Below are 20,735 nucleotides of genomic sequence, written 5' to 3' on the forward strand. Positions count from 1 at the left end.
AAATTCTGTTACTTTTGAGGCCTAAAGTTGTTTTTTATTCGTGTGATGAGAACGTGAGGCGAATCGAGACAGTTCGTTCAGAACATGATTCACCTTATCAATGTGCAAATCATTGTTAGTTTTGACCCTTTGTTTCTAAGTTAGTTTCGAATATTGGAATCACTCTGGAAGAAATTCAGATACTTAATTTATTTTCTTTACATGATTTAGATAATAACCCCATATAACGAAATTAAGGAGAACAAAAATGAAAAAAATATTTCTATTTGGAATACTCGTTTTACTGTCAAATTGTGTGACTGCTGGAAAAGTAGGTTACTTAGTACCAGCAGAAAATGATTCAGCAGAATTATCGGATACAGTGTTAGGTGAAAAATGTGGAACGATAATCATCGGGATTTATGACGATGTTTTTGCAGATGCAAAAGCAAAAGGGAATGTCAAAAATCAGAATGTTGGTTTAAAGTGGGAATCAGGATTTACTTCCGCTTGCGCACAACTTAGAAAGCTTAAATAATAGGTAAGGAAAAATATGAATATGAAATGGTTATCTATCTTAGCAGTCGCTTTTGTTGTTAATTGTTCCTATAAAGTTGGAAATTTTAAAGAAGTATCTTTAGAAGCTCCATCAAATCTAGAAGTTGTTGGAACAGGTACAGTAGAAGGTCGTGAATGTGGTTTTTCACTTTTTAATAATACTTGGTACAATCAAAATATTGCAGCAGCAGCGCGTGATGCTTTGAGTTATGCTCCGGGTGCTACTGGTTTGAAAGACGTAACAATCAAGGGAAAACATGGAGTTTTTCTTTTCTTGAATTGTGTTTATGTAGAAGGAACTCCCGTTGTTGAAAAAGCAGCTGGAAAGAAAAAGTAAATTAACTTCTTTTGCATAGGGAATTTTCCCTATGTGAATTTCCTTTTTAAATACTTGGCAAATTTTTTTTCTTTTATTTATATCTCTACCTTTTCAAAACCCTCTGTATTGTAGTGTTTCCACAATAATCTTTTTTTAATCAATTGAGAAATTCGAAAACTAATTACTCTATGTTTTACTTGAAGTGGAAAGGGGATCCTCTTTCCATTGCATAGAATAGAGGATACAGTTTGTCTCAGTTCATTATTTTGGATTTGATTCCAATAATAAATTTATGTAAGGGAATTGATAGATATGAAATTAAGTATTGAAGTTATTCAATTTTTATCGGATCTTAAAAAAAATAATAAGAGAGATTGGTTTTTAGAGAATAAATCTAGATTTGACGAGATACAAAAAGAATTATTATCCTATACTGGTGCCTTATTATCTGGGATAGAAAAATTTGATAGTTCTGTGAAAGGTATAGATCCAAAATCTTGTATCTTTCGAATTTATAAAGATGTACGTTTTTCCAAAGATAAAAGTCCTTATAAAACTCACTTTGGGATTTTTATGAGAGGTGGGAATCGAAAGATAGATGGAACTGGGTATTATCTCCATATAGAACCTGATGGTTCTTTGTTAGGCGGAGGTTGTTACCAACCCGATGCACAATCATTATATAAAATTCGAGATCGAATTGCTAACGATTCAAAAGGATTTCTAAAAATTATAAATGATGCGAAATTTTATGATACATTTGGAAAAGAATTTTATGCAGAGAAGGTAAAAACGGTTCCAAGAGGTTTTGCCAAAGATCATCCTATGATTGAGACCCTAAAGTATAAGGGGTTTGCAGTGGCAAAAAATTTAAAGAATGGAGATTTAACTTCTAAACTGAGCAGTGAGGATCTTGTAAAATTGTTTCGGTTTGTGTATCCACTGAATCAATTTTTGGACCAAGCTATGAATCGAAAATAAAGGATCAAGGTGCTCATTAATGAGCATGAGGCACTATGATCCACGTTTTTTTGCAAAGAAAATTATTGAGTCTGATGGATGATTATTTTGACGATTTAGAAACTAAATAGGAAACGAAGATAATCACCAATAAAGAGTCAAAAACCAAAGCGGGACTTGATTTCGCTAAATAAGCTTGTCCATAAACTAAATTTAAAAGTATAAAAATACTTTTACTAATAGAAGCAACAACTAGAACTAAATTACGATTTGGTTCATGATATGCTCCATACACTAACATACCACCTACGATGGCAATAAGTGCTCCCCAATTGCGAACGATGATGTTTGCTAAATTTCCATCCATTGTTTCTCCAAAAGTCAATGTTAGACCCAGGTTAGGATGTAATGCAGATAAAATCATTGAACATGTGATGAGTCCAGAGACTAACATGATCCATTTGATATTTGAAAAAATCAATTTCATTAGAAATACCTCGGACCAAAGAGAGCATACTTATTTTATTTAGCGAGAATATTTTTTGCGAAACCTAAGAAGATTTTTTATTAAAATGAACTTTGGAAAAATTCGTTCTCAAATGGATCAGAAAAAGTAAGTATCTTTAATCCACCAATTTAAAGTTAGATTGTCTTATGAATTCACTATGGGTGAATCGATCAATTTAATTGAGTGCTATCGACTTCCTTTTTTATATGTTTTTAAATATAGAACGATTTCATTGGTTTTGGGATCATCATAGTATTGGTTGATAAAATCGAAAATTGATTGTCCTTCTTTATCTTTGGAATGGACGTTTGCACCATTTTTGATTAGGATTTTGACTAAATTTAAATTCTGAGATCTTCTTTCAATGAGTAAACGAAGGATTGATCTGCCTGAACTATCTTCGGCGTTCACATCCGCTTTTTTCTTCATCATGTAGGAAACAATTTCTAGATTTGGATTTTCAATTAATGTTAAATACATGAGGGCTGAGTAGTGGTTTTTATCAATTGCATTGATATTTACTCCTTGTTCTACAAAGAGTCGAATGAGTTTAAAATTGTTAGGATTAAGATTTGTTGTGAGAGTTAAGGTCGTAGGTCCACTCCCATCAAAATTTGGCTTTAATCCATAATCTAACATAAGTTTGATTAAATCATATTGATTGTTTTTGATGGCAGGATGGATTAAGTGGCGTCCATGAATATTAAAAACATTTACATTTGCTTTATTTTGAATTAAATAACGTGCGATATTCACTCGGTTTCTATCGAGAGCATAGAATAGAGCAGTTTCCCCGTTTTTGTCCTTTGCTTCTAGGTTGGCACCTGCAGTAACAATTTTTTTTATTTTATCTAGATCGGATTGTATGACTGCTTTGTGTAATTCAGGTAAACTTTGGAATTCGCGGAAGTTGTCGATTTGGTTTTCAATACTATGGTAACCTTTCTTAACTGCGTCGATGACAAGAACAGGAGAAAGGATGATATAATGATACCATTCTAATTTAACCATATCTTTGCTTTGGCAAAAAATTGAATTGGGTAGGAAACAAAAGAGTAGAATTGCCAATCCGATTTGAAAATTTTTAAATGGTAACATTTTTGAAAGTATCAGATCCTTAAAATCGATGCAAATGGGTTTCTGGATTGAATCAATTTACAATCGTATCTTTTATTTTGGAAAGGATTTTGGCAAAAAAATTTCCTATTAAAAACAAGACAATGCTAAAGAGTAAATTCCTTAAAGGCTCATACCATAATTCGTAAAAAGAATTGATAATGGCATAATCTGGGTTGTCTGCAGAGAGATATAAAGGAACTGGTTGTCCGATTTGGTAATGATTGCCCACTTCCCCTAAAATTTTGCCATGAAATTCATATATTTCTCCATTCACTTGGTATTTGATAATTGGTCTTAGGATGTAGTGGGTCGAACCGTAACGTTTGTTACCTGTTTGTGTAGAATAATCTGTTTCTTTGTAAGATGATATAACTTTACCAAATATTTTGGTTCCAGTTTGAATGGTGATGATTTTGCCTAAACTAACATAAAGCGAAGTAAAGAAGAGATACAGAGCAAACAACTGCACTAAGCGCGATAGGATTTTTATTTTCATACAAGAGACTCATCAGAATGGATACAATTACCCCTTTCAATCAAAAAAACAATCTTCAGCATACAAAAATACTTGAGACTATTTACTACAGATCTTAGGATTATGATTGTGCCCATAGTCATTTTATGTTTCTTCTTTTTTTCTTGTTCTGAAACCATATCGGAAAATCGGTATCTACCAGAATCCTTACCTTCTGAAGAGTTGATTAAGGAAACACTTTCTTCAGAAATTCATTTAAACCAATTGAATGAGAAAGCGAAGAGCCTTGAATATACATTACAAGAATGGAAGGAGACTGAGAAAAAACTTGTTTCTGAAATGGACATCAATCGTTATTGGGGTTCGGAGAAAAAACAGTTACGAAGTTCGATACAGGATACAGATGCAATTGATCGCTTGCGCGAAATGATTCGTATCCGCATTGTTTGGAGTCGTATCTTTCAAAAAACGAATATAAGTATAAAACAAAAACCTTTTGACCAATCAAGAGCAAGTTTACTTTCCAAAATAAATCTTTCATTCTCACCTCAATTTGGCCAACCCAATTCAAAATGGGTGATTATCGAGTGGAGCGATTATTTATGTAGTTTTTGTAAAGAAACCTTCCCTCATACGAAAAAACTTCTAACAAAATACAAAAATCAAATTCATTATATCCATAAAGATTTTCCATTGGATGGTGATACAGACCAAAGTTTAGCACCACTCGTTGTGTCACGTTGTTTGTGGGAAAATGATCCAGTTCATTTTACAGAACATATGCAAAACCTTTATGCCAATGCAAAAACGATGATCAAGTCTGAAGTTCCAATACCCAACCAATCGAGTATTTGGTCTGAATGTGATTCACGAAGAGAAACAAAAAAATACCTAGACCTAGTCAAAAAGGACTTGGAAGAAGCAAAAAAACTTGGAGTCACTTCAATCCCTACATTTTGGGTGAATGGTAAATGGGTTGTTGGTGCATTAAACCAAGATACTTGGGAAAGGGTTCTAAAAGATACGTCCCCATAAAAAATTTCTTGCCTTTTTTCCGTACAATGGGTTCTTTTAAATCCACATTTTCAAAGGACCAATAATGAAACTCAAATCCAGTCTATTTTTTGTTTTGATTCTAATGGTGACATTCGCTGTCAATTGTGGGAAAAAACTCCATTTTTCAATGGTGACATCCACATCTATGGAGAATGGTCTCCCCTTTTTGGTGTTAGATGGCAAAGAATGGAAGGCTGAGCCAGGTGCAGAATTTGTTAAATTGCATTTTTACGCAGACAATGCATTCCCATTAACGAAAGTATCCATCGAATCTTGTAATGGACAATTTAAAGACCGAGTGGCTGCTTATGTAAACTTTGATGAAGTGTATGCAAGTACGGACATCGAAAAATCGAACTCGGAAGTTATTTTTGATCCAGTTGTACAAGCAAGATCGGTGACTTTGAATTTTCAAAGAAACCAAAATATATGCCTAAAGGCAGTCAAATTTTACGATGATGCCAAAAAAGCATATCGAACTTATACACCAGAAATTGTTTCGGGAACAGTAACTGCATCAGAAACTGCATCACCTGAGCCAACATATTCTGTAATGAATCTATTTGATTCGAAATATGAAAATGGATATGCATCAGTCAAAGGTGGAGTTGGCGTAACATTTAACTTTGATTTTGCGGATACAAAAAAGATTTCTGTCATTAAAGTTTGGAATGGTTACCAAAGGTCCGATGTCCATTGTATCAAAAATGGTAGAGTCAAAACATTTTTATTAACTGGTGACGATGGTTATTCCGCTAAAATCAATGTAGAAGATACAATGGGTAGCCAAGAAATCCAACTGCCTTCAACTTTTAAAGGTAAAAAACTAACAATGAAAGTGGAAGAGATTTATCCTGGTTTGACAGAGAAAGGAATTGTGTTATCAGAACTTCGTTTTGGTCATGATGGTGATTGGTTTGCCATGGATACTCTTCCAAAATCCAAAGACACTGCTGCAAAGAATTTTGATTCATTTTCAAAATCTTCACTTCGTATGGTTTTGAATCGAGGTTTAACAGGTAGAGAAGTTTATGCAGTTTCAGGTGATGAAGCAGTTGTCGACCAACCTGCAGGTGCAGAAAACCAAGTAGCGATGGAAGAGAATATGGATCCTCCTACTTCTTCTGATTGGACAATTCGATTGCGTTCGGATGGGACATTCTTTTTAGAAGGTTCAACAGCTAGGACAAATTATGATGCCGGAGAGGAAAGTTCAAATCGGTTTTATGGTTTAGGAAATTATGAAGTGAAAGAGATGAATCCTGGAAAAATCCAACTTCGTATCTTTGGGTTTTTACGAAAACAAACGTTTACAAACTTCTTAGATTATGGTGGCGGAGATTGTAACGGGTGTGGAAGGGATTGTAACTTAGTGAAAAATCCCGATCCAAATAATACTGAGAAAATTTTCCAAGAATTTGTTACCTTACAAGTGAAAGGGAAACAGTTTTATCTAATCAATTCTAAAAAAACAGATAATCTAGATTTCTCAACATTGGAATTAAATTTAGAGTAGTAAGGATTTCGGTTTGATTAGGATGAAACAACGACTTATACTTTGTTTTGTTTTTGGTTTGATACTTTTGTTTCATTCCTGTGAGGAAAAAGTAGATCCAGCGATTCATGAACACAACGAAGTTGTTGTTACCAATCCCATCCCATCTAACAAAGTGAAAATTGATGTTAGGTGGGCATACACTTCCTTACCTTTGGAAATGGAAATTAGAGAACCTGGAGGAGCACAAACTTTAGCACTCTGGACAACTGGTACTGTACAAGATGGAAAACGCGCTCCCTTTGGTGACCCAATTCCGAATGGACAATTGGTCTTAAAACCCGGTTCAAAAAAACAATTTTTATTGGTGATGAAGAATCCAACAGAAAACCCTGTTTATTTTTTTGCAGCACCACACTCCGCGATGCCAGTGGAACATAGTTTTGGATTTAAATTCAAATGTTTATGTGTAAACCATGCGTTTTCGATACCACCAAAAGAAACTTGGTACCGAGTCGTTGAAATCCGTCTTGCACCTGACTTTTTGGGAGATACATTGGTCTTAACTCATAACTTAATTGGCATTACGAAAGAAAGAATGTTACAGTTTGAGAAAAGTGCAAGTAAATCTCTCCCAAGTGAGATGGATTGATTTTTAAAACAAATTTGGTTGGTTCGGTAAATTTTTACGATCCCAAATTTTTTCACATTTTTTCCAATAGGCAAAAAAGGAAGGATAGTATCCTGTAACTTCAGAAAAAATCCAATCTCTTTCCTCTTCTTTACCGATATATTCTTTGTTAGTTGGGTGTTCTTTCCAATAGATTTCCGGCCGTTTTGAATTTAATTGGCGTAGTAGATCCTCCCATTCACCCCAAAAAAATTGGATTTTTGGTATATTCTTTGCGAGAGCAAATACAAAATCCATAGTTTTGGGAGACGAAGGAAACTTTCTAAAAAAATGAGGGCGTAACATAAAAATACGATTTGCTAGAATGTCTTTTTTCCAATTCGGATCAAGATTGTAAAAATCATATATTAACACTGGTAACGAAGGATCCAAATCCAAAGGGAAGTTTGGATTTGAGTTGGAATATATGTGTTCATCTGGATTTGGGTTCCAAATTTTTGATTCGATCCAATTTTCAGTTTCTCGGTAAACAGACGTTAAGTCCCAATCAAATAATTCCTCCAGTTCTTTGGGATAAATATTGAATTCAAGGATTTCTTCATAACTACGATCTAAATAAGTAACATGGTCATTCGTTTTTAGGTATTTGTTGATGTTTTCTTGGTTGGCTACATATTTTTTTGAACTAAATGAACCAGAAACCCACTGCCAACTACAAGTGTTACTTGCTACATCTGCATCTAACAAATGATAATACATCCATTCTGAAGGTTTTTTCCAGTAGGCACCACCAATATTACACACAAGTGAGGCAATATACATTCTTACATGATTGTGAAGATAACCAGTTTCGTAAAAATCGTTTAACTCTCTGTTAATCCCTGGGATTCCAGTTTGAACATGATCTCTTAAAATTGATTTCGGAATTTTGTAGTGCCTTATTCCTGGTTGTGTTTGTTTTAAATCTTGAAATAAGTGTTCTCCTTTATTTCGCCAAACTTGCTGAAAATAATCGCGCCAGGCTAATTCTTGAACAAATTTTGTAATTTGATATGGTTTGTATTCCAAGGAAGATACATGTTCGAAGATCTGTTTGGTGGAGATATATCCTCTCGCAATGTAAGGTGATAATAATGAAACTTCTCCATCAATATAGTTTCTTGAACTACCATACTTGACTGGATCGATTGATTGGATTCTTTTTTGAATGGAAATTGGATCTGTTGGAAAGGAAACTTTCAAAAGGTTACTGGATTCCCGAAATTCAATCAGAGATACGAATATTGTTTAGACAGAGCTAACAAATTGGATTTCAAAATTTATTGACAAAAAAGAAAAAAAACACAAGATCAACTTTTGCAATCTCCGTCTCATTTGCAAAAAATCATCGGAATAAAAAAGGGAATCAAATGAAATTGATGAAAACAATTGGCATTGTATTGGGAATACTTATCTTTATCGGTATTTCTTTTTATGCATATATGGGTGGATTTAAAACTATTGAAGTGAAAGACCAATCCTTCGGACCAGTAGAGGTCTTTATTTACACTCATAAAGGTCCATATCAAAATTTAAACCAGAGTTGGGAAAAATTCCAAAAGGAATGGGAATCAATTGGGATTACTGAATGTAATAGTTTGGCAATTTATTTGGATCCACCAGGCACTCCTCCTGAAAACTTAAGATCAATTTTGGGATGTCGTATGTCAGGAATTACTGAAAACCAAATCAAATCAATTCAATCAAAATTTGTTACCTTCCAAATTCCACAATCTGATTGTCTAACGACCACGTTTCCATTTAAGAATGTATTCTCTTACTTCCTTGCCCCTACAAAAGTTTATCCGAAGTTTCAGGAAATGCTAACAAATGGATCTGGGAAAACATCAGTTGCAATTGAAGTGTATGGTGGTTCCGCTAAATTTGTAGATCACATTGAGTTTTATATGCCTTTAGGAATCAGTCGTGATGTATTTTTACCTTTAGAAAAACTTTTTGAGTCAAAATAGTAGAAAATTCCCAAACCTTAAGTCACCAGATGATTTGTGACTTAAGGTTTCATTGTGAAACGTAATACTACTTATTCTCCTTGTCCCAAGGAATAACCAGGAACTCCATCAAACTCATACAAATTTTCTGTTTTGATAAAATCATATCCTTTTGATTCGAGTAAGGTTAGAACGGCTGTAATATCTTTATGTTGGATTTTTCCACCGTTAGGTGATATGAATCGACATCGAAAATGATCAGTTAAAAATGTTTCTTTTTGTCCTTTTGGATAAACTTTTACTCCTCGGTTTGTGATCATTTTTAAATGTAAAAAGTTTTCGGTGATGACCTCAATGTTTTTTCCTAAAACATCTGGATCACGATCACTAGGTATATCTAAGAAAATATCAACTCCCACTAATTCTTTTTTTTCTTTTTGAGTAGGTAAACTGAGAGTGAATGATTTTGGTTTTACAAGTTCACTTGCAGAAAGTATTTCCGGATTTTTTCCAAGCCTATCAATGATTGCGTCTCCATACTCTTTTGTTCCAACAAGTGTTGTATTTTTTTGATTTTGAAATACATCAGCAGTTCGGTAACCATCTTCAATTGTTTTTAAGACTGCATTCCTAATGAGTTTTGCTTTTTCCGTTTTGCCTAAATGTGTTAACATCATGACGGTAGCTTTAATCACGGCAGTTGGATTTGCAATATTCTTGCCTGCTATATCAGGTGCACTGCCATGAACAGCTTCGAACATCGACACAAAATCTCCTATATTTGCTGATCCGCACATACCAACAGAACCTGTAACCTCTGCTGCAATATCCGAAAGGATATCACCGTATAAATTCGGAGCAAGAATCACATCAAATTTTTGGGGTCGATTGGCGAGTAATGCTGCGCCTATATCAATGATCATACTTTCTGCTTCAATTTCAGGGTATTCTTTCGCGACAGTTTGGAAGATATTGGCAAACAACCCATCTGTAATTTTCATGATGTTGTCTTTTACCATACATGTGATTTTTTTTCTTCCATTTGATCTTGCGAACTCAAATGCATAACGCACAATTTTTTCAGTACCAGGGACTGTGATCAATTTTAAACATTGTGTAACTTCAAGTGTTTGGCGGTGCTCAATTCCTGCATATGTATCTTCTTCATTTTCACGAATGATGACTATATCGGTATTGGGATGATTCGTTGCGATGAAGGGATCATATGTTTTGGCATGTCTAACATTTGCATATAATCCTAATGTTTTACGAATGGTAACATTTAAACTTTTATATCCTTTCCCTCTGGGAGTGGTGATCGGACCCTTTAAAATAGTTGGATACTTGCGAATCGTATCCCAAGCATTTTCAGCAATTCCAGAGAGTATGCCTGATAAATAAACCGATGAACCAGCTTCTACTTTTTCAAATTGTAGGCAAGATTTTGCTTCATTCAAAATGCGGATTGTTTGTTGGATGATCTCAGGTCCAATTCCATCTCCTTCAATCAGAGTAACAACAGCTTCTTTGTTCTCTTCCGCTTTGTTTGTATTTGATTCTTTCATCGTTGTAGGCATATTCTGCTCCTGATATGTAGTTAAATACGTGAATTATGGTTCGTATATTAGACAGTTTCAGCATCAAAAGTTGCTAAAAAAATTTCTGGAAATTAAGTTTTGAAAGAAATGGTACCATAATCCAATTTGAATGTGACTTTATGCGGAACGAAGTGAGTGTAAGTGGTAATTTTTTAAGAGAAGATTCTCGCTTGATGTTCTTTGGCGTAGAATTAAAATAACCCTGTTGTCTCGTCGATTTTTAAAGGCCATTGGAAATGGATTTATCTCAATGGAAAATCGATTCTGAGATTAGCTTAGGTGGTCTTTATGCCAAAGATTGTAGATCATAATTTGTATCGAATGGAGTTACTTTCCAAATCCCTACCAATCTTTGTCTCCAAAGGGGTAGCTTCTGTTTCGATGAGAGAACTTGCAAAAGAACTGGGTGTTTCAACGGGAACGTTGTATCATTATTTTCCAACAAAAGAAGCCTTGTTTTCTTCAATGGCAAAACATCTAGTGACTACAGATGCAGAGGCAATCCAAAAGTTATCGGAAGAAACGACGAGTATTATCGATATCGTGAATTTTGTTTCAGGAAAAGAAGGACATTTTTTGAATTTGATGTTACTTGCTGTTGATATCAAAAGACAACATTCCGAATCTAAAGAATTAATACAATTGGTAGAAGATTCTTTTATTGCTTATGAAAGTGCACTCAATCGATTTTTTCCAAAAGAAACAGAAGGCAAGGGTGGTAAAGCCTTCCTTGCTTTTTTTGTCGGAGTTTTATTTTTAAAATCCAAAGGGGACGAACACACTCCTTGGATTGATCTGTTTGAAGGATTAAGGTATTTGGGTGATTTACTCACTTGGGATTCCAAACAATCGTAATTCATTTTAATTTTTTTACTATCTCATCCTTTCGATTGTAAGAGTGATTGATTGTGATTTGAGTTTAGAAACTCTGAGTTTCCACTGTTACGATTTGCAATTTTTATCAGTTCCAATTCTTCGGAGCTTGCAAACTTTTGGTCCCATTCCTTAACCTTTGGTATCATCAGATAATTCCATAAAGGTGGTATGAGCGCGATTACAATCGTTGTCAAATAACCACTGATCATCATAGGTGCATTGGGATACGGTCTTAAATCTTGGTAAGGAACTTCTCCTTGTGCGTGGTGGTGGCTGTGGCGTGTTAAATTAAACATTGTCCAAGAACTAATTCGTTTGTTTGTATTCCAAGAGTGTCTTGGTTGTACGGGCTCTTCTGGCAATCGAACCATTCCATAATGTTCCATATAATTTACAATTTCAAGAAGGCTTTTCCCAAATAATCCAGAAAGGATAAAAAAGAACATACCAGGGGTTCCGCCAAGTGAATACGCTAACACAACCAAACAAACACTCATCAGATGCCCTCTTAGAAAAACATTGTGGTATGATAATGTACAAACATTTTTACGTTTCAAACGTTTAACTTCAATTTTCCAAGCACTGATATTGCCTTTGATGGTGGAAACAAGGATATGGTAATATACATTCCTACCGCGAGGAGCAGTGGCAGGGTCTTCTGTAGTGGAAACATAACGATGGTGACCATACACATGTTCAATCGAAAAGATGGTATCAAAACTGAATGCCAATAACCAACGGCCAATGAACATGGAAATTGGGTCCCAAGTTCGATGGGTTAATTCATGTGCAGTAATGGTTCCAACGAGTCCGATCATCAAACCAGTAAAAATGATCGCATAAACATGGACAAGGGAAGATGTATTCAATTTTGCAAAATTAAAATCGTATCCGATTATTTGTGTTAACCAAGCTCCAAAACCAAAAGTATCAGTGGGACTCACAGTCCAAATGGAACAAAAAAAGATAAGAGTTAAGATAGGTAATGCCATCCAAAGTTGGAAGGTTAGAATTTCAGGTTTTGTATAATTGGGAGTATTTTTGTCATCACCTGAAATTGCATCTCCAACAAGATAAAACAAGAGTAAGGAAAAAAATCCAATGGTAGTATAATAACCTCCCATTAGGATACTAACAACCGATGAGAGTCCTACAACATGAAACAAAAAGAATTTTAGATAATCAAACAAACCAGCTTTGTATCTACTATTTTTGTCATCGATCTGCAAACTTAGACTATGATCGATGGTTGTAAATCGATCGGCATAGATTGATTGTTTTTGAATTCCCAGTTTTAGCAATTCATTTGTCGCAGAATCAACCATTGGTGGAGGTCCACATAAATAAATTTCAGAAGATTTTGTTAGATGGTCTTTGATTTTTGATGTGACAAGACCTCTTTCCCCTTTCCAACTTTTACCAGCTGGTTCTTCAGAAAGTATAGGAACAAAAGTAAATTTCCCTTTCCAAACTTTTTGAATTTTTTTGATTTCACTGATCTTGTATAAATCCTCTTTTTTACGAGCGCCAAAAAGTAAGGTGAGCGGCCGTTTGGTGCCTTTCAAAATTCCTTCCTCTAACATAGCAAGGATTGGCGCAAGTCCACTACCTCCAACAACCATTAGAATTGGTTTTTTGGAATCTCTAAGATAAAAATTGCCAAATGGTCCTTTGAGTTTTGCTTTTTTTCCCAGTAAATTTTCATTCAAAATGTAATTTGATAATTTTCCATTGGGAACTTTACGTACAATAAACTTAACAATCTGTTTCTGGTTGGGTGCATTTGCGATGGAGTAATTTCTTTCTGCGTCCATACCTTCAATCGACAGGGAAACATATTGGCCTGCTTTGAAAGAAAGTTTTGTATCCAATTGGATTGAGATTTCGCAGATTTCATCAGTTAAAATCTTTTGTTGTATGACTGTTCCTGAATAAGAAGTTTTGTTTTCTACTCGTACACTAACATCGGTTTGGGGGATACTTTGGCAAGCAAGGATATAACGTTTATCCAATTCTTCATCTGATAATAAATACCCAGTTTCGGTGAGTTCTTTCACCTTCCCATCCATAAGTTGACACTTACAAGTTGCACATCCTCCTACCCGGCAACTATTTGGAAAATTGATTTCTAGCCGTAGTGCTGCACTCAGAATGTTTTCATTCCGAAGGGCTTCAATTCTGGTTCCATTGATTGTTATGTGTTTGGTATTGGAGGAAGGTTCACGAGTAACCCCTTTCTTTTGTTTGCCCATTCGGTTTAAGAGAAACATATCCAACTCCTTTTTCCATGTGATGGGATCCAAATGCCAATTTTACCACTTGGGGGAAGCTCACATTTTATATCGCACGTTCGTTATAAATAAACTGAGTCAATTGTGTCAAATATTAAATTTCAGATTTTTCCAGAGAATCCCGATCGTTTTTCAATTCCATTGGCGGATCCTACTTTCTGTAACGGGATAACAATGGGTTTCTCATACTCCCAATGGCCTCGGGAAGGAACACTGGGTCCATTGAAGAGGGGAAGAAGAACAACTTCTGGATCGGGATGGTCGCTGGCATCGATTAGAAATTCGAACACTTGGCCAACTTGTTCCTGTATCTTCCGTCTCTGAAGATACAGGATGATTCGATTAAGGTATAATGGCTGTTAGTGAAATGAGTGATGGTATCACCAGGAACCAAGTAAGTCGTTTTGTTTTCCTAATACCAAAATAACAATGGATGGCACAATTGAAATCAGTAGTTTCTAAAAATCCAATGAACAAAAACCCCCTAAATAGGGGGGATCATTTGATAAAATATTAATTTCCAAAGGAATCATTTTTGAAAGGCTCTGACAGATTCTTCGCAAATACAATTGTTTTGCGGGCAAAACTGATAATACCATTGAGGCTTTCATGATCCCCCTTCCTGAACTATCCAATCATCCCTCAGCCATTGAATACTTTTGGTATAAACTTCCATGGGCTGTTCCCAATTTTTTTACAATGTTTGTTGGATTAGCAATTACAATACTTGGAATTCTTGCCATCAAGAGAACGAACAATCGTCCTCTACTTTATTCGTTTATTATTTTTACTTTTTCATTTGTTTCATTGGGTTTTGCATTACTTATGCGAGCTGTTGTCCAAGATCAATCCACCATATTGTTTTGGAATCGTATAGGTTATGTTGGAGTGGTATTGTTATCGCCTGCTGCTTCTTTTTTAACTTATTTTTTAACGAATAAAAACTATCGCATTTTATTTTTTACCGGGATCATATCAATCCTCACTGTCAGTTTTGCAATTTATGGATTATTAACTCATTACGATTTTAGTGAAAAATGGTTTATTTATTCTTTTGGAAAGTATCCGATAGCTGAAACTCCTCTAAAAGTATGGGGACTATTTTCTGCTATCAACTATCTTTTTGCTTTTGGTCCAGCATCGATCCATTTTTGGTTAAAACATAGATCCGATTTCCAAGAAAATAAAATATTATTCTTAGGTTTACATATCTGTGGATTACTTGTAATCACCAACTTACCTAGTTTAGTTGGTTATTCGGTATTCCCACTAAGTAGTTTTGCATTTATTCCACTATCAATTTTAGGATATGGAATTTTTCGATCAGATTTTTTGAATTTGAACGACCTGTTATTCAAACAAAGAGGATTATTTTATTTTTTGTCAGGATTTATCACGACTGTCCTCATTTTGATTGCATATCTTGTTTCTTTTTATTTCCATCCCAATGTTCAGTTAACAGCTTATAGCCGTCCATATTTTTTAGTCCCACTTCTTTCTAGTGTAGTTGTATTTGCTTTGGCGATTTATATTGCAGGCAGTAACCCAGATCAAAAATTAAATATGTTGGCTTCAATATCCTTCTTTTTAGCAGGAACGTTTACCATCGTAATGGTGATCATTAAATTTGACATACCACTAGTTGTCTCAAGAAGAATTGAACAAATCTTTTACACTCTTTTCATCTTTACACCTGGAATTCATTTGCGTTTTTGTTATGCGTTATATAATAAAAAATCACCCAAGATAGTTAGAGTCGTCGATCTAGTATCTTTAGTTTTATCCGTAATTGTTTGGACTCCCTATTTTTTTAGTGGGTTTTATGAACATCCCTTTACAAGGATTTCTGCAGGCGGAATCGGCCTTAATTTATTTGGGATTTTAGGTTTTTTGGGAATCGCCATATTTCTGAAGGATTGGACACAAATTCGTAAGGAAAGGCACAGTAAGATGGCAAACTTCATAGTGGCATCTTTACTTTTTGGAGACTTACTTATCATACTCAATTTACCTGCAACAATGGGCATCCCAATATATACATTTGGAGAATTACAATTCATTCCCGCACTAATGATTGCGTTGTTTATCATCAAACTCGGAGCTATCCCAACCTCAGGTCAAGCCACATTGATTGGAAATCGAGTCTCTCTTATGATCCTATTTTTCATACCAATATCGATGTCCTTTTATGTATTAAATCTTGTGCATGAATTTCCTTTAAGTGCTGCGATATACCATGCATTTTTTGTGGCATCTCCGATTGCTTTAGCCTTTTATCTTGTTTCTTTCGTTTTTTTACGTTCTACGGCAGTGAGGTTGGACAGAACAATAGCAGCACTAGCAGAAGAAAAAATTAAAACAGATGATGCATTACTCAAATCCGAAAATGCAAAAAAAGAAACTGAAGCTATTAATCATCTAACAAATTTAATTAACTCTGAATCTGAGTTACCCAAAATCATCAATGCGATTGCAAATTATGTACATCAAAAATATGGGATTTTAGCAACTTGGTTGCTATTATTAGATGAAAAAAATGAGGAAATCAAAAGTGTGTATGCTGAGGCATTCATTGAGACTTCAGAAGAACAGCGAAACTTTGTAAATGATTTACGAATTCCATTGAATGTATCTGGAGGAGTTGCATATCTAGTCTGGAAACGAAAGAAAAGCATGTTACTTCCTCAAGTCAAACGATTCGAATTTGAAATTGATAGACGAATTGGAGAAAAAGCAAAAGCAAATTCGTTTTTGCACGTTCCTTTAGTTTTGAATAATGAAACCATCGGCATCATATTGTTTTCTAACTTTATGGATCGATTGAATATCTCAAAATCTGAAGCTAGATCTATCGAAAGACTTTGCGCTCAGGTAGCTGGTGTGATCCAAAGGGTACATCTACTTAGGGAAACCGAAAAACAAAGAAGAGATATCCTTGCTCTCAACGATTTGATCAAAAATTTGAATGAAAAAATGGATATTCATTTGATCATGAAAAAAGTACATAAGTATGTTAAAGAAAATTTTAACATCATGTATTATTCTTTGTTAGTTGCTGATGGAGAAAAAAAATATCTGCGTTTCGTTGACATGGAAGTTCCTGATAATGTCACTGAATTCCAAAAGAAACGCATCTATGAGATGAAAATTCCTGTTAAGGGAGGGCAAGGTGCACATGAATTAGCCCTTAGAAGAAAAAAACCAATTTATATACCGGATCGAATAGGAAGTTTTGAACGTTGGCTTTCGGAAGATGACAAGTGGGTCCAAGAAATTTGTAACATTCGTTCATTTATTTTTATTCCTATGATTTTAAATGGTGAAGTAGTGGGAATTCTGGATTTATCAAATTCAGAAACAAAACTTGATTTGAGTGTCGAAGACATATCTAAGTTATCAATTCTTGCTGAACAATTGGCAGGGATTATCTATGGTTCTACTCTATTTAAAGAACTGGAAGTTTCAAAAAATATTGCTGAGGAAGAAAGAAGGAAAAACGAAAAGTTACTTCTTAATATATTGCCTCACGATATTGCACAAGAATTAAAAGAGAAAGGTGCCACCGAACCAGTATTATATGAAAATGTAAGTGTGATGTTTACTGATTTTAAGGGATTTACTCAAATTGCAGAAGTGTTGTCACCGCAGGAACTGATTCGTGATTTGGATGCTTGTTTTGTTCAGTTTGATAAAATCACAGAGCGTTACAAACTTGAAAAATTAAAAACGATTGGCGATAGTTATATGTGTGCTGGTGGCATTCCGAAACAAAATCAAACACATGCAATTGATTCCGTACTCGCTGCATTGGAAATCCAAGCGTTTATGAATTTAATGAAACAAATTAAAGCCGACCAAGGGCTTCCATTCTGGGAATTGCGTTTGGGTATCCATTCTGGTCCACTTGTTGCTGGTGTGATCGGCGAAAAAAAATTTGCATATGACGTTTGGGGTGATACAGTCAACACGGCCTCTCGAATGGAATCTTCCGGAACACCAGGAAAAATTAATGTCAGCGGAACAACATATGATATGATCAAGGAAGTTTTTGAATGCGAATATAGAGGAAAGGTCAATGCCAAAAATAAAGGGGAGGTGGAAATGTTTTATGTAATCGGCTTAAAGAAAGAATTCTCACTTTCAGAAGACCAAAGAACTCCCAATGAACAATTTTGGAAGTATTATGAAGCATTAGCAGGGACTACAGAGAATGTCGCATAAATCGGATTTGCCTGAAGATAAAAATCAAATCAAAATTGGAATCTTAGAAAATGACGAATACTTTTTAGGTGAATTAAAAGATCGAATTTCTGAATTAAAAAACGTTTCTGAAATTCTAACTTGGCAAACTGGAGAAATTTTACTAAGGGATCCTCGACTCAAAAGTATTGATATTTTGTTTTTAGATATCATGTTGCCTGGGATCAATGGGATCGAAGTTGTTAAGATTCTATCGGAAAAAAACGAAAACATTAAAGTGATTATGTTAACGAATATGAATTCCGATGAAATGATTTTTAATTCCATCAAAAACGGAGCTTTGGGATATCTATTAAAATCAGAGCTGGGACAAATCCAAAGTATCATTGATGTTTTGTTAGAGGGAGGTGCTTATATCACTCCTACAATTGCCTTAAGAGTTTTTTCCAGCTTTAGAAAACCACTCGATAAACCAAAGGTTTATTTAACTGATCGTGAAAAACAAATTTTAGAATTATTGGTAAAAGGGAAAACAATTCCTCTTGTTTCAAAATTTTTAAACCTAAGTGAACACACAGTCCAAGGTTATGTGAAATCAATTTATCGAAAACTACAAGTTCATAATCGATCTGAATTGGCTATGAAAGTGCAAGAATATTCTATTTTATAATGATAAAGATTATAAGATGGTTTATACTACTTTTAGTGATAGCAATACAATTGAATTGTTATCAAAAACTGCCACAGAAAAATCAGTTTGATTCTTATGTTGATTTGTCAGGAACCGATTGGGAAAATTCAATTCCCATTAATTTATCGTCCAGTTGGGAATTTTATTGGAATCAGTTACTGGATCCAAACGATTTTGATTCCAATCAAACTATATTAAAGCCCTACATTGTTGATTTTCGGCCATGGACTAACTTACGTTTCGGTAACCAAACATTCTCTGAAAAGGGTTATGCTACTTATCGAAAACGAATTAAAATTCAGAAAGAAACGACTTCAAAACATTTGGTTATATATTTTTCTCATTTACATACATCTTCTAAAGTTTTTATCAATGGCAACTTAGTACAAGAAAAAGGGAAGGTTTCTGCAAATCCAAAGGAGGTGATTCCTGATCGTACCAACTCTACGATTGATATTATCACTAACAATCTTGAATTGGACATTGTATTACAAATTGCGAACCAAGATTTTTACCATGGAGGACCTAGGAGTGAATTTTTAATCGCATCCCCTAAACAAATGCAAATATTCAAAAATAAGAATTTGATGGCGGAAATATTTGTGTTTGGTTTGATATTTGCATCCGCCTTATACCATTTGTTTTTTTATTTTCAGAATACAAAACAATTTGCATTTCTATACTTTTCTGTTGTTTGTTTTTCATTTTTAATTAGAATTCCTTTTTTAAATTCTAAGTTATATGAATATTTTATTCCTGTTCAAAGTTTTTTATTCCAATCGATTTTGTTACATTATATCAATATAATTACTTTTTTGTTTTCGATGATGTTCTTAAATGAACTTTTCAAATCATATCGAAATTTGATTATCAATTATACTTTTTATATTGGTGCACTGATTGCTCTATTCACACCTTTGGCACCGAGAACGATTCAAACTTATCTAAATTTTGTATATATTCTTGTGTATCTTTCTTTGTTTATGGGTTATTCAATTTATTTGTTATATCGTTTTAGAAAGGAGGCCCAAGGTCTTTATTTTATGGCACTTGCATTATTTGCTCTTGGCATATTTTGTTTTTTGGCTATATTTTTTAATTACTATGGAGTTCAGGGCGGATTGTATTTGATAAGCGGTTATTTGTTATATGTAGGTTTCCAATCTGCTTCTTTGAGCAAATATTTTGCTTTTGCGATAGAATCGAGAGCAAATATTGAAAGGCATTTATATGAAGAGTCAATCAATGCATTGTCTAAACAACGAGCCGAGTTACAGCTAATGGTTCACGACCAATTGGGAGCAAATCTAACTGATTTAAAAGTATATTTGGAGAAAAAAAGAAATTTAACTCAGACACAAACAGAAATCAACTCCGAATTAGATGTAGTATACAATCGAGTGGTATCCACTATTTATTCACTCCGAAATCAACTTCTTTATATTGAGGATCTTAGTCTGATATTTGAAAATTTTGTAACTGGGTTACACTTAACTTTGTTAAGAAGGTATTCGGATGTAGGAAGAGAATTTGATTTTTCAACATCCGATGAGTTTACCAATTATTTTAATCAGGTAAAGATTATTGGGAATAATCAAAATTCTTTTCTGAATCTTTTTTATTTGTTATATGAAGTTTGCACAAATGACATTAAATATGGGATGGGTGATTCAATTTGGAATTTGGATCTGAATGGAGGTGAATTCCATATTCACCAAAGAAATGTACTAAATCAATCGATCTTACCACCTAATGAAAAGTTAGAGTTAAAAAGTATCAAACAAAGATTAAACCAATTAAAAGGAAATCTTACAGTCGAAATTTTGGATGAGTTTTATCATCTTAAGATTCATTTTCCAGCCGAAAGCCTTCAAAATCGTTCCAATCAGTATTAAAAAGACTCAAAAAACTTTTGTTAAATGAAAAAAAGTTTAATAAGGTTGCTATAAATTGGCTCCAATATTAATTTGGTAACAGATTCAAAATATTAT

The 20,735-nt window shown here is 34.2% G+C and carries 18 protein-coding genes; 11 read left to right on the forward strand and 7 right to left on the reverse strand.

All coding sequences use genetic code 11. The annotated features are described in order from the left end of the window. The first annotated feature begins 247 nt into the window (after nucleotides 1–247). The 3 genes from CH354_RS11305 (at nucleotide 248) to CH354_RS11315 (ending at nucleotide 1,837) form a co-directional block, all read left to right on the forward strand. The gene (locus CH354_RS11305; RefSeq protein ID WP_100727117.1) at nucleotides 248–517 is read left to right on the forward strand and encodes a hypothetical protein; all 270 of its coding nucleotides are present in this window, start codon (nucleotides 248–250) and stop codon (nucleotides 515–517) included. Nucleotides 518–538: 21 nt separating this feature from the next. Next, nucleotides 539–874 carry a hypothetical protein gene (locus CH354_RS11310; RefSeq protein WP_100727116.1) on the forward strand — a complete coding sequence of 112 codons (336 nt, stop codon included), beginning with the start codon at nucleotides 539–541 and terminating at the stop codon, nucleotides 872–874. 294 nt (nucleotides 875–1,168) lie between these two features. After that, complete coding sequence (locus tag CH354_RS11315; protein WP_100716651.1) at nucleotides 1,169–1,837, forward strand: DUF2461 domain-containing protein; 669 nt, start codon at nucleotides 1,169–1,171, stop codon at nucleotides 1,835–1,837. Between the two features lie 82 nt (nucleotides 1,838–1,919). On the opposite strand, the gene CH354_RS11320 is transcribed toward CH354_RS11315, so the two are convergent. The 3 genes from CH354_RS11320 to CH354_RS11330 form a co-directional block, all read right to left on the reverse strand. Continuing rightward, the gene (locus CH354_RS11320; RefSeq protein ID WP_100727115.1) at nucleotides 1,920–2,303 is read right to left on the reverse strand and encodes a hypothetical protein; all 384 of its coding nucleotides are present in this window, start codon (nucleotides 2,301–2,303) and stop codon (nucleotides 1,920–1,922) included. Nucleotides 2,304–2,510: 207 nt separating this feature from the next. After that, on the reverse strand, nucleotides 2,511–3,335 hold the full coding sequence (locus CH354_RS11325) for an ankyrin repeat domain-containing protein (protein ID WP_243396054.1): 825 nt from the start codon (nucleotides 3,333–3,335) through the stop codon (nucleotides 2,511–2,513). A 139-nt stretch (nucleotides 3,336–3,474) separates the two neighbouring features. Continuing rightward, nucleotides 3,475–3,939, reverse strand: a complete 465-nt coding sequence (locus CH354_RS11330) for a DUF3592 domain-containing protein (RefSeq protein ID WP_100727113.1) — start codon at nucleotides 3,937–3,939, stop codon at nucleotides 3,475–3,477. Between the two features lie 102 nt (nucleotides 3,940–4,041). Between CH354_RS11330 and CH354_RS11335 the strand changes: the two genes are divergently transcribed. The 3 genes from CH354_RS11335 to lsa20 all read left to right on the forward strand — a co-directional run bounded on the left by CH354_RS11335 (nucleotide 4,042) and on the right by lsa20 (nucleotide 7,121). Further along, complete coding sequence (locus CH354_RS11335; RefSeq protein ID WP_100727112.1) at nucleotides 4,042–4,953, forward strand: thioredoxin domain-containing protein; 912 nt, start codon at nucleotides 4,042–4,044, stop codon at nucleotides 4,951–4,953. Nucleotides 4,954–5,017: 64 nt separating this feature from the next. Beyond that, nucleotides 5,018–6,490, forward strand: coding sequence for an NADase-type glycan-binding domain-containing protein (locus CH354_RS11340; protein WP_100727111.1), 1,473 nt, complete (start codon nucleotides 5,018–5,020; stop codon nucleotides 6,488–6,490). Between the two features lie 22 nt (nucleotides 6,491–6,512). Next, entirely contained in the window at nucleotides 6,513–7,121 is a 609-nt protein-coding gene (lsa20, locus tag CH354_RS11345; protein WP_100727110.1) for an LIC11469 family lipoprotein adhesin Lsa20, read from the forward strand. 3 nt (nucleotides 7,122–7,124) lie between these two features. Here the strand turns inward: lsa20 and CH354_RS11350 are convergent, their stop codons facing one another. Continuing rightward, a complete protein-coding gene (locus tag CH354_RS11350; RefSeq protein WP_100727109.1) occupies nucleotides 7,125–8,342 on the reverse strand; it encodes an FAD-binding domain-containing protein in 1,218 nt (405 codons plus the stop codon). A gap of 167 nt (nucleotides 8,343–8,509) precedes the next feature. Here CH354_RS11350 and CH354_RS11355 point away from each other — a divergent pair, with 167 nt between their 5' ends. Further along, nucleotides 8,510–9,109, forward strand: coding sequence for a hypothetical protein (locus CH354_RS11355; RefSeq protein ID WP_100727144.1), 600 nt, complete (start codon nucleotides 8,510–8,512; stop codon nucleotides 9,107–9,109). Nucleotides 9,110–9,180: 71 nt separating this feature from the next. On the opposite strand, the gene CH354_RS11360 is transcribed toward CH354_RS11355, so the two are convergent. Continuing rightward, nucleotides 9,181–10,665 carry an NADP-dependent isocitrate dehydrogenase gene (locus CH354_RS11360; protein WP_243396055.1) on the reverse strand — a complete coding sequence of 495 codons (1,485 nt, stop codon included), beginning with the start codon at nucleotides 10,663–10,665 and terminating at the stop codon, nucleotides 9,181–9,183. Between the two features lie 309 nt (nucleotides 10,666–10,974). Here CH354_RS11360 and CH354_RS11365 point away from each other — a divergent pair, with 309 nt between their 5' ends. Then, nucleotides 10,975–11,541 carry a TetR/AcrR family transcriptional regulator gene (locus tag CH354_RS11365; protein WP_100716642.1) on the forward strand — a complete coding sequence of 189 codons (567 nt, stop codon included), beginning with the start codon at nucleotides 10,975–10,977 and terminating at the stop codon, nucleotides 11,539–11,541. 23 nt (nucleotides 11,542–11,564) lie between these two features. On the opposite strand, the gene CH354_RS11370 is transcribed toward CH354_RS11365, so the two are convergent. Both CH354_RS11370 and CH354_RS11375 read right to left on the reverse strand, forming a co-directional pair. Then, complete coding sequence (locus tag CH354_RS11370; protein ID WP_100727108.1) at nucleotides 11,565–13,832, reverse strand: fatty acid desaturase; 2,268 nt, start codon at nucleotides 13,830–13,832, stop codon at nucleotides 11,565–11,567. Nucleotides 13,833–13,954: 122 nt separating this feature from the next. After that, complete coding sequence (locus CH354_RS11375; RefSeq protein ID WP_100727107.1) at nucleotides 13,955–14,143, reverse strand: hypothetical protein; 189 nt, start codon at nucleotides 14,141–14,143, stop codon at nucleotides 13,955–13,957. 319 nt (nucleotides 14,144–14,462) lie between these two features. Here CH354_RS11375 and CH354_RS11380 point away from each other — a divergent pair, with 319 nt between their 5' ends. Genes CH354_RS11380 through CH354_RS11390 form a run of 3 tightly spaced genes read left to right on the forward strand, consistent with a single transcriptional unit; the run spans nucleotide 14,463 to nucleotide 20,639 of the window. Next, nucleotides 14,463–18,074, forward strand: a complete 3,612-nt coding sequence (locus tag CH354_RS11380; protein WP_100728458.1) for an adenylate/guanylate cyclase domain-containing protein — start codon at nucleotides 14,463–14,465, stop codon at nucleotides 18,072–18,074. Continuing rightward, complete coding sequence (locus tag CH354_RS11385) at nucleotides 18,064–18,723, forward strand: response regulator transcription factor (protein ID WP_100727105.1); 660 nt, start codon at nucleotides 18,064–18,066, stop codon at nucleotides 18,721–18,723. Before CH354_RS11380 ends, CH354_RS11385 begins: the two co-directional genes overlap by 11 nt. Next, nucleotides 18,723–20,639 carry a 7TM-DISM domain-containing protein gene (locus tag CH354_RS11390; RefSeq protein WP_100727104.1) on the forward strand — a complete coding sequence of 639 codons (1,917 nt, stop codon included), beginning with the start codon at nucleotides 18,723–18,725 and terminating at the stop codon, nucleotides 20,637–20,639. Before CH354_RS11385 ends, CH354_RS11390 begins: the two co-directional genes overlap by 1 nt. The last annotated feature ends 96 nt before the right edge of the window (nucleotides 20,640–20,735 follow it).

This window comes from Leptospira levettii, from assembly GCF_002812085.1.
GTDB lineage: Bacteria > Spirochaetota > Leptospiria > Leptospirales > Leptospiraceae > Leptospira_A > Leptospira_A levettii.

What these genes read in the sequence shown, in the direction of transcription:
- CH354_RS11325 (WP_243396054.1), bottom strand. Translation starts at nt 3,335, where the DNA reads ATGGTTAAATTAGAATGGTATCATTATATCATCCTTTCTCCTGTTCTT.
- CH354_RS11315 (WP_100716651.1), top strand. Translation starts at nt 1,169, where the DNA reads ATGAAATTAAGTATTGAAGTTATTCAATTTTTATCGGATCTTAAAAAA.
- CH354_RS11310 (WP_100727116.1), top strand. Translation starts at nt 539, where the DNA reads ATGAAATGGTTATCTATCTTAGCAGTCGCTTTTGTTGTTAATTGTTCC.
- CH354_RS11370 (WP_100727108.1), bottom strand. Translation starts at nt 13,832, where the DNA reads ATGTTTCTCTTAAACCGAATGGGCAAACAAAAGAAAGGGGTTACTCGT.
- CH354_RS11385 (WP_100727105.1), top strand. Translation starts at nt 18,064, where the DNA reads ATGTCGCATAAATCGGATTTGCCTGAAGATAAAAATCAAATCAAAATT.
- CH354_RS11355 (WP_100727144.1), top strand. Translation starts at nt 8,510, where the DNA reads ATGAAATTGATGAAAACAATTGGCATTGTATTGGGAATACTTATCTTT.
- CH354_RS11360 (WP_243396055.1), bottom strand. Translation starts at nt 10,665, where the DNA reads ATGCCTACAACGATGAAAGAATCAAATACAAACAAAGCGGAAGAGAAC.
- CH354_RS11340 (WP_100727111.1), top strand. Translation starts at nt 5,018, where the DNA reads ATGAAACTCAAATCCAGTCTATTTTTTGTTTTGATTCTAATGGTGACA.
- CH354_RS11320 (WP_100727115.1), bottom strand. Translation starts at nt 2,303, where the DNA reads ATGAAATTGATTTTTTCAAATATCAAATGGATCATGTTAGTCTCTGGA.
- CH354_RS11305 (WP_100727117.1), top strand. Translation starts at nt 248, where the DNA reads ATGAAAAAAATATTTCTATTTGGAATACTCGTTTTACTGTCAAATTGT.
- CH354_RS11390 (WP_100727104.1), top strand. Translation starts at nt 18,723, where the DNA reads ATGATAAAGATTATAAGATGGTTTATACTACTTTTAGTGATAGCAATA.
- CH354_RS11365 (WP_100716642.1), top strand. Translation starts at nt 10,975, where the DNA reads ATGCCAAAGATTGTAGATCATAATTTGTATCGAATGGAGTTACTTTCC.
- CH354_RS11335 (WP_100727112.1), top strand. Translation starts at nt 4,042, where the DNA reads ATGATTGTGCCCATAGTCATTTTATGTTTCTTCTTTTTTTCTTGTTCT.
- lsa20 (WP_100727110.1), top strand. Translation starts at nt 6,513, where the DNA reads ATGAAACAACGACTTATACTTTGTTTTGTTTTTGGTTTGATACTTTTG.
- CH354_RS11330 (WP_100727113.1), bottom strand. Translation starts at nt 3,939, where the DNA reads ATGAAAATAAAAATCCTATCGCGCTTAGTGCAGTTGTTTGCTCTGTAT.
- CH354_RS11380 (WP_100728458.1), top strand. Translation starts at nt 14,463, where the DNA reads ATGATCCCCCTTCCTGAACTATCCAATCATCCCTCAGCCATTGAATAC.